Annotated in this window: 7 protein-coding genes and 2 rRNA genes; 4 read left to right on the top strand and 5 right to left on the bottom strand. The window is 67.4% G+C overall.

The window, feature by feature from the left end:
- The 4 genes from ACK5NO_RS05075 to ACK5NO_RS05060 all read left to right on the top strand — a co-directional run.
- Positions 1–469: ribosomal RNA gene (locus ACK5NO_RS05075) — 23S ribosomal RNA — on the top strand; the annotation flags it as partial.
- 74 nt (positions 470–543) lie between these two features.
- Positions 544–660: ribosomal RNA gene (gene rrf / locus ACK5NO_RS05070) — 5S ribosomal RNA — on the top strand.
- 135 nt (positions 661–795) lie between these two features.
- Positions 796–2,835, top strand: a complete 2,040-nt coding sequence (locus ACK5NO_RS05065; RefSeq protein ID WP_416811586.1) for an ATP-dependent helicase — start codon at positions 796–798, stop codon at positions 2,833–2,835.
- A gap of 57 nt (positions 2,836–2,892) precedes the next feature.
- Positions 2,893–3,393: a hypothetical protein gene (locus tag ACK5NO_RS05060; RefSeq protein ID WP_416811585.1), complete on the top strand. Its 501-nt coding sequence runs from the start codon at positions 2,893–2,895 to the stop codon at positions 3,391–3,393.
- An 85-nt stretch (positions 3,394–3,478) separates the two neighbouring features.
- On the opposite strand, the gene ACK5NO_RS05055 is transcribed toward ACK5NO_RS05060, so the two are convergent.
- The 5 genes from ACK5NO_RS05055 to ACK5NO_RS05035 form a co-directional block, all read right to left on the bottom strand.
- The gene (locus ACK5NO_RS05055; protein WP_416811584.1) at positions 3,479–3,913 is read right to left on the bottom strand and encodes a hypothetical protein; all 435 of its coding nucleotides are present in this window, start codon (positions 3,911–3,913) and stop codon (positions 3,479–3,481) included.
- A gap of 130 nt (positions 3,914–4,043) precedes the next feature.
- Positions 4,044–5,021, bottom strand: coding sequence for a zinc-binding dehydrogenase (locus ACK5NO_RS05050; protein WP_416811583.1), 978 nt, complete (start codon positions 5,019–5,021; stop codon positions 4,044–4,046).
- An 80-nt stretch (positions 5,022–5,101) separates the two neighbouring features.
- Positions 5,102–5,500 carry a type II toxin-antitoxin system VapC family toxin gene (locus ACK5NO_RS05045; protein ID WP_416811582.1) on the bottom strand — a complete coding sequence of 133 codons (399 nt, stop codon included), beginning with the start codon at positions 5,498–5,500 and terminating at the stop codon, positions 5,102–5,104.
- The gene (locus ACK5NO_RS05040; protein ID WP_416811581.1) at positions 5,497–5,769 is read right to left on the bottom strand and encodes a type II toxin-antitoxin system VapB family antitoxin; all 273 of its coding nucleotides are present in this window, start codon (positions 5,767–5,769) and stop codon (positions 5,497–5,499) included. Before ACK5NO_RS05040 ends, ACK5NO_RS05045 begins: the two co-directional genes overlap by 4 nt.
- Before the next feature lie 111 nt (positions 5,770–5,880).
- A complete protein-coding gene (locus ACK5NO_RS05035; RefSeq protein ID WP_416811580.1) occupies positions 5,881–7,071 on the bottom strand; it encodes an RtcB family protein in 1,191 nt (396 codons plus the stop codon).
- Positions 7,072–7,278: the final 207 nt, after the last annotated feature.

The raw sequence follows: 7,278 nt of genomic DNA, 5'->3' as shown, positions 1-7,278 counted from the left end.
GGTACCCCGGGGATAACAGGCTGATCCTGCCCAAGAGTCCATATCGACGGCATGGTTTGGCACCTCGATGTCGGCTCGTCGCATCCTGGGGCTGGAGTTGGTCCCAAGGGTTGGGCTGTTCGCCCATTAAAGCGGTACGCGAGCTGGGTTTAGAACGTCGTGAGACAGTTCGGTCCCTATCCGCTGCGCGCGCAGGAAATTTGAGAGAATCTGTCCCTAGTACGAGAGGACCGGGATGGACGAACCTCTGGTGTGCCAGTTGTTCCGCCAGGAGCACGGCTGGTTGGCTACGTTCGGAACGGATAACCGCTGAAAGCATCTAAGCGGGAAGCCGGTCTCAAGATGAGATTTCCACGGAGCTTGCTCCGAGAGGCCCCCTATAGACCATGGGGTTGATAGGCCGGATGTGGAAGAGAGGACTAACGACTCTTGAAGCTGACCGGTACTAATAGGCCGATAACTTGACTTAACATCACTGCTGTCATTGCGTCCACTATGCGGTTCCCGAGATACGGTCGAACCGACAACATATCTCCATAGAGTTTCCGCTGCCATAGCGAGAGGGAAACGCCCGGCTCCATTCCGAACCCGGAAGCTAAGCCTCTCAGCGCCGATGGTACTGCACTCGCCAGGGTGTGGGAGAGTAGGCCGCAGCGGGACAACCATTCCATGAAGGGCCACCCACCGGGTGGCCCTTCATGCGTTTACCTGGGATTTCGCCCTGCGCTCCGTGCGCCGATGCGCGTGGACGCCGGCGTGGCTGTGCATGTCAGAGGCCCACCGTAGACTCGTCGAATGGCATTTTCAGGCGGCGGCAATACCGGCGGTGAGTACTCAGGTCTCAACGCCGCGCAGCGCGAGGCCGTCACCACCGGCGCGAGCCACAATCTGATCCTCGCCGGCGCCGGTACTGGCAAGACCACCACCATCGTCGCGCGTCTGCGTCACCTGATCCGCGGTGGAGCATCGCCCCACCGCCTCCTGGCCATCACGTTCACGCGCCGTGCCGCCGCCGAGATCAGAAGCCGTGTCCAGACCGAGCCAGCGGGCGCATCGGCCGGGCAGGGCGTGGCGGCGATGACCTTCCACGGCTGGGCCATGCGGGAGGTGCGAGGAGCGCCCGACGTGTTCGGCTACGAAGGCTGGACCGTGCTCGACTCCGAAGACCAGGCGCAGGTGATGCGCGGCGTCATCGGCCGCGGCAAGCGCGTCGAGGGGCTCAAGGCAGCGCAGATCATTGACGCGGTGTCGTTGGCGCGGAACACGCGCGTGAGCCTCGCGCAGGCGCTGGCGGTCAAGTTCCCCGATCTCGACGTGGACCCCAAGGCCGTGGGCCAAGTAGTCAGGGACTTCGAGGCGCGCAAGAAGGAACGGCGGTACCTGAACTACGACGACATCCTCATCATCTTCGCGCAGCGGTTGCAGGATCCCGAGGTGGCCGCGTGGGTGGGCAGTCGGTACGAGGAGATCCTCATCGACGAGATGCAGGACACCAACCCCCTGCAATGGCAGATCATCGACCCACTGGTGCCGCACACGCGGTTCTATTGCGTGGGTGATGACGCGCAGTCCATCTATGGCTTTCGGGGCGCTGACTTCGCGTCCATTCATTCCTTTACCGAGCGGGTGCCCGGAGCGCGGGTGCTCAAGCTCGAGGACAACTATCGCTCCACGCAAGAGCTCCTTGATCTGAGCAACTGGCTTCTCGCACGCTCGCCGCTGAACTACGACAAGCACCTGCGTGCCGTGAGGGGCGGCGGCGCCAAGCCCGAACTGCACTCTTTCGAGACCCCGGCCGACGAGGCCGGCTGGATCGCAGGGGAGATGCTGCGCGCTAAGGCCGACGGGCTGCCGTGGGCGAGCCACCTGGTGCTAGTGCGGACCAACTATTCGGGCCGAGCGATTGAGGCGCGGCTGATCGAGAACGACATTCCGTACGTGTTCTTTGGCGGCACCAAGCTGCTCGAGAGCGCGCACGTGCGGGATGTGCTCGCGGCGCTGAAGGTTATCGCCAACCCCGACGACGAGGTCGCATGGATGCGGCTGCTCACGCTCGTGCCCAGGGTCGGCGACGTCACGGCTGCGCGAGCGTTCGACGCGATCCTGTCCGCGCGCTCTGAGGGAGCCAGCGCCCGCGAGGCGCGGCGCGCGGGACTCGCGTCGCTTCCACCGTGGCTGCGCGACGGGCTCGACGCGATCGAGGAGGCCGCTCAGCAGGTCGACGATGCGGTGGGGCGGGCCGCTGCCATGCTGCAGCCGATCCTCGCTCACAAGTACCGCAACGAGAACTGGGATGCACGCGCGCGCGACCTCGCTCACGTCGAGCGGCTCGCGGCGACGCGGTCGAGCATCCTCGAGTTCATCGAGGAGTACCTGCTGTCTCCCGTGTTTACCTCGGAGCTCGCGGCGGATCGCTCCGACGGCGACCACGTCATCGTGTCGACCGTGCACTCGGCCAAGGGTCTGGAACGCGACTGGGCGTTCTGCGCGGGCGTGTCGGCCGGCGCCTACCCGTCCCCACGGTCTTTGGGTGACGAGACCGAGATGGAGGAAGAACGGCGCGTGCTCTATGTGGCGCTCACCCGCGGTCGTGATCGCCTGTGCGTGACGCGATCAGTGCTCCACACGCCCGTGCGCGCCTACGTCGGTGGACTCTCCACGCCCTCCACGGTCGAAGACGCCTACTTCTTGGCAGCGCTGCCCGAGCAGCTGGTATCCGAGACCGTCCACGCCGCGCCCAGGCCGGGCCGGCCCGGCGGGATGCCCGGAGTGTTCGGGGCGCCAGGCCGCCCGCCGGAGGAGATCGACCTGAGCATGGACTTGGGCGACCTCTAGGGCCGGGGGGTGTTCTGTCCGCAGCGCGCGACTGCGTGCGTGCGAACCGTGGGATCCTTGAGCGTGCCAGACCGCGACGCCATGACCCTCGACCTTGCCCTCAGTACCTTCGAGGTGGAGCCCGATCACTGGGAGTTGGTGCAGCAGGTCGCGCGTCGCGCGGGGCTGATCTCGTTTGAGGTGAAGGCCAGCTACATCAAGGCCGAGCGCGTCGACGGCATGCACCCGCTGCACATCACACGTCGCGGCATCGAGTGGTTCTCCTCGCAGGCCGAGGCTCTCTCCGCTTGCGGTCTGCCTGAGCAGGTGTGGTCCAAGACCAACCGCGCGGGCACCGTGAATTGGGGCGTTCACTTCCCCAAGGCAGCCAGGCCGATGCGCGAGGAGAGTTCCGCAGTCGACGACAGTCCCGGCACGGTCGCCACGGTGACTCCTCAGCGTGCGCAGGGGGCGCGCCGAGCGGTGCCCGCTGCGCGGCCCGAGCCGCGCGACCACGGCGTGTGTGAGGTGTGCTGGCAGGCGAGAACCGCATCGGCCGTGTGCGGCTGCAGCGAGTAGCGAGCGCCGATGCGCCCGAGTGGCGGGCACCATCGACTTCGCCAGCGGTGTGGTGGCGGAGGCCCGGGGGTGAGCAGCATTCGCGCTAGCGTCGGGGAGCGATGGCGTTGACGGTCCGCAGGGTGGCGATGGCGGGAAGTGCGAGCACCATATAGGTGGCCGCGGCCGCCACCGCGAGGCCGCCGCGACCCGCGACCGCGATCCCCACGACGAGCACCAGCACCAGGATTCCTGTGACGGCCACGACGGCGATGCTGCCCAGCCGCACCCCACGAGGGGAGGACGTGGGCCGGGCCGCCGCGAGGGCCACGGCCGCCATGCCGCCGTGCATGAGTAGGGATGCGGTGACCGCCAGCAGCACCGCTGAGCCCGAGGTGGCCTCGCCGTCGCCCAACTGGACGCTGTACACAATGAGCGTGACGACGACCGCGATGGCGAGCATCCCGGCCAGCGCCAGGTGCATCGCGGTGAGCCGGCGCAGCCGCGCAGGCAGGTGCTCGACGGCACTGTCCCCAGTCAATCCCTACCTCCCCCAAGGCGTGCGCATCGGGCGTCGCCCGCGGCCGGTGGGTCGGGGCAATATAGCCGATGCGGGATGAACCTTTCCCGGCGCGGTCGCCTCAGGCAATGGTGAGATAGATACGAGGGCCCTACGGGCGCAGCAGCACCTTGCCCACCCGGCCGGGCGTGTAGTGGGCGGCCACCGCATCGGCGATGTTCTCGAGCGGGAAGGTGGAGTCCACCGGAAGGGTGATGGTGCCGTCGGACAGGCGCGCGAAGAGTTCGCCCATGAGGCGGGTGCGGTCTTGGGCGGCCATGGTCGCCGACACGCGCGAGCCCCAGAAGCCGCGGATGGTCACGTGCTTGAAGATGATGGGCCCGGAGCTCAGTTCGAGCTTGGGGGAGTCCATGGCGCCGAACACCACCAGGGTGCTGTCGTCGCCGAGTAGCTCGAGCATGTCGCCGGCGGCCCGACCGCCCACTTGGTCGACTCCGGCGCGCAGGGGCGCGCCGCCGGTGAGCTCGCGGACGCGGTCCTGCCAACCGTCGGCGTCGGTGGCGACAATACGGCCGATGCCCTGGTCGGCGAGCTCGGCGACGCCGGCTTCGCGTCGCACCAGACCGACGACATTGACGCCGCGTCCCTTCGCGAGTTGCGCGACCAGCCGGCCGACGGCGCCGTTGGCGGCGTTGAGCACGAGCCAGTCGCCCTCGTTGAGATCGAGCGACTCGAGCAGGCTGATCGCGGAAAACGGCATGGACACCAGCTGGGTGGCGACCTCGTCGGGGATGGCGTCGGAGACGGGGATCAGCGTGGCGGCCTTGGCGACGAAGAGCTCGGACCACACGCCGAACGTGCCCGCGCTCGCGACCCGCTGGCCCACCTGGAGGCCATCCACGCCTTCGCCGAGCGCGTCCACGACGCCGACTGCCTCGGTGCCGGCGGCCGCGGGCATCTCGGGCTTGAAGCCGTAGTCGCCGGAGACCGTCCACAGGTCGTGGTTGTGGATTGCGGAGGCGAGCATCCGCACGCGCACCTCGCCGGGGCCGGGCTCGGGGGTGTCGACGTCTTCGACCGTGAGGACCTCGGTGGGATTGCCGAACTGGTGCTGGATGAGCGCGCGCATGGTGGAGCCTTTCTCAGAGGGGGTACTCGGAGGGCAACGGTGGGAGGCGGGCGGGAATTCCTGGGTCCAGGCTCACCGGGTCAGGCCTTGAGCGCGACGAGGACGTCGGTGTGGGTGAAGTCGTCCCCGACGAAGAGCAGGGGCTCGTCGCGAGCAGTGGCAAGCGCGTAGGAATAGCAGTCGCCCAGGTTGAGGTTCGCGGGACTGCCGGAGCCGCGACCGAAGTCGCGGTAGGCGTGGCTGGCAATCGTTGACTGTGCGGCGTCGAACTCCACGATGGTGACCTCGAACTCGGCAAGGAGGCGGTCGATTCGTCTCACGAGTGCGGCTTGCCCGCGCCGGAACAACACCGCGTGTATCTCGACGATGGTGGCCGCGCTCACGGCGAGAGTGCGCGCGGAACTCATCGCCGCAAGCAACGCGGGCCGGGAGGGTTCGCGCAAGGCGATCGCGATCACCGCGGAGCTATCAAGGATCACGTGAAGAGGCCGTCCTCGTCGTAGAGCTCGTCCTGCGCGAACCGGATTGCCTTGCGGTCCTCGTCCGTCAACGACTCGTCGATCTCCTTGACGATCTCCATCGCCCGGTCGTAGCGCTCCTGCGCGCGGTGTGCGTGGTCGTCGTTGGTGAGGCGGTGGAGAGCCTCGCGCACTGCGGCTTCGATCGCGCTGGTTTGGGTCTGTCCGGTCTTCTCGGCCAACTCGCGCACGAGCGCGACCGTCGCCTCGTTCTTGATATTCAGGGCCATGGGTAGAAGTCTACCCTTCAGTGTCTACCCGTCTACCTCGTCATGGCGCGCCCGCGAGAGGATGAGCCGCGCGTCCCCAGCCGTGTGGCCAGGGACGCGCGACGCGACCGGTCAGTCGCCCTTCACGTTGACGAGCTGCCGCAACGTGTGCTGGATCTCGACCAGGTCGGCCGAATCGGCCATGACCTGATCGATGTCCTTGTACGCCGCGGGGATCTCGTCGATGAAGGCGTCCGAGTCGCGGTACTCGATGCCTGCCATGGAGGCTCGGAGGTCGTCCTGGGTGAACGTCTTCCGTGCGCTGGACCGGGAGTGGACCCGGCCCGCTCCGTGGGGAGACGAGTGCAGGGCGACGGCGTTGCCCAGGCCGGTGACCACGTACGATGCCGTGCCCATCGATCCGGGGATCAGTCCCCACTCGCGCTCGTGAGCGGCGATGGCGCCCTTCCGGGACACCCAGACCTCCTTGCCCCAGTGCCTCTCCTTGGCGGAGAAGTTGTGGTGGCAGTTGATCCGCTGCTGCTCATCGACGGTGACCTCCGTGCCCGTCGCGGCGGACATCCACCGCTCGAACTGGTCGACCACCCGGTCCATCATCTCCTCCCGGTTGGCCAGGGCGTAGGTCTGGGCCCAGAGCAGATCCGCGATGTACTCGTCGAACTCGGGGGTGTCCTCGACCAGGTAGGCGAGGTCCTTGTCCGGCAAGGTCACCCAGAACCGCGACATCACGGTGTGGGCCACCGCGATGTGGTGCTGAGCGATCCGGTTGCCCACTCCCCGCGAACCGGAGTGCAGGAAGAACCAGATCCTGCCGGACTCGTCGGTGCTGACCTCGATGAAGTGGTTGCCCGAGCCCAACGAGCCCAGCTGCAGCCGCCACTGCCGCGAGAGCCGGTCGATCCGTGCCAGCTGCTCGTCGGTGGCGAGTGCCTCCAGAGCCTCGACCCGCGTCTGAGCCGTCTCGCGCATCGTCCGGTTTCGCCCTCCGGCGCTGAGCGGGATGGACCGCTCGATCTGCTGCCGCAGTTCAGCGAGGTCCTTGCCCTCCAGGTCGCCCCGGGTGAACTGGGTCCTCACCGCGATCATGCCGCATCCGATGTCCACCCCGACGGCCGCCGGGATGATGGCTCCCAACGTGGGGATCACCGAACCGACGGTCGCTCCGAGGCCCAAGTGAGCATCGGGCATGAGCGCCAGGTGCGGGTAGATGAATGGCATGGTCGAGGTGGTGATCGCCTGCTCCTTGGTCTGGGGATCCAGGATGGATGCCCAGTTCAGAAGCCGAGCGTTCAGCTTCTCCATGATTGGTGCCTTTCTGTGTAGTGATGGAGATGGGGGTGTCGGCCGTGGCCTGTGAGGGAGGGCCGACGTCGTGGCGAGCAGGCGTGCGCGCGCACGAGCATGGCGGTGCAGGGATGAGGTCACGCGGTCGTTGAGCGCGAGGCCGATGGCCGGGGGCTCAGCGAGGCGTGTCGCCCGCCGACGCCATGTGGGCCCACGGTCGTGTGG

This window comes from Demequina sp., assembly GCF_047975725.1.
Taxonomy (GTDB): domain Bacteria; phylum Actinomycetota; class Actinomycetes; order Actinomycetales; family Demequinaceae; genus Demequina.
This window is presented reverse-complemented; position numbering and strand designations above follow the sequence as displayed.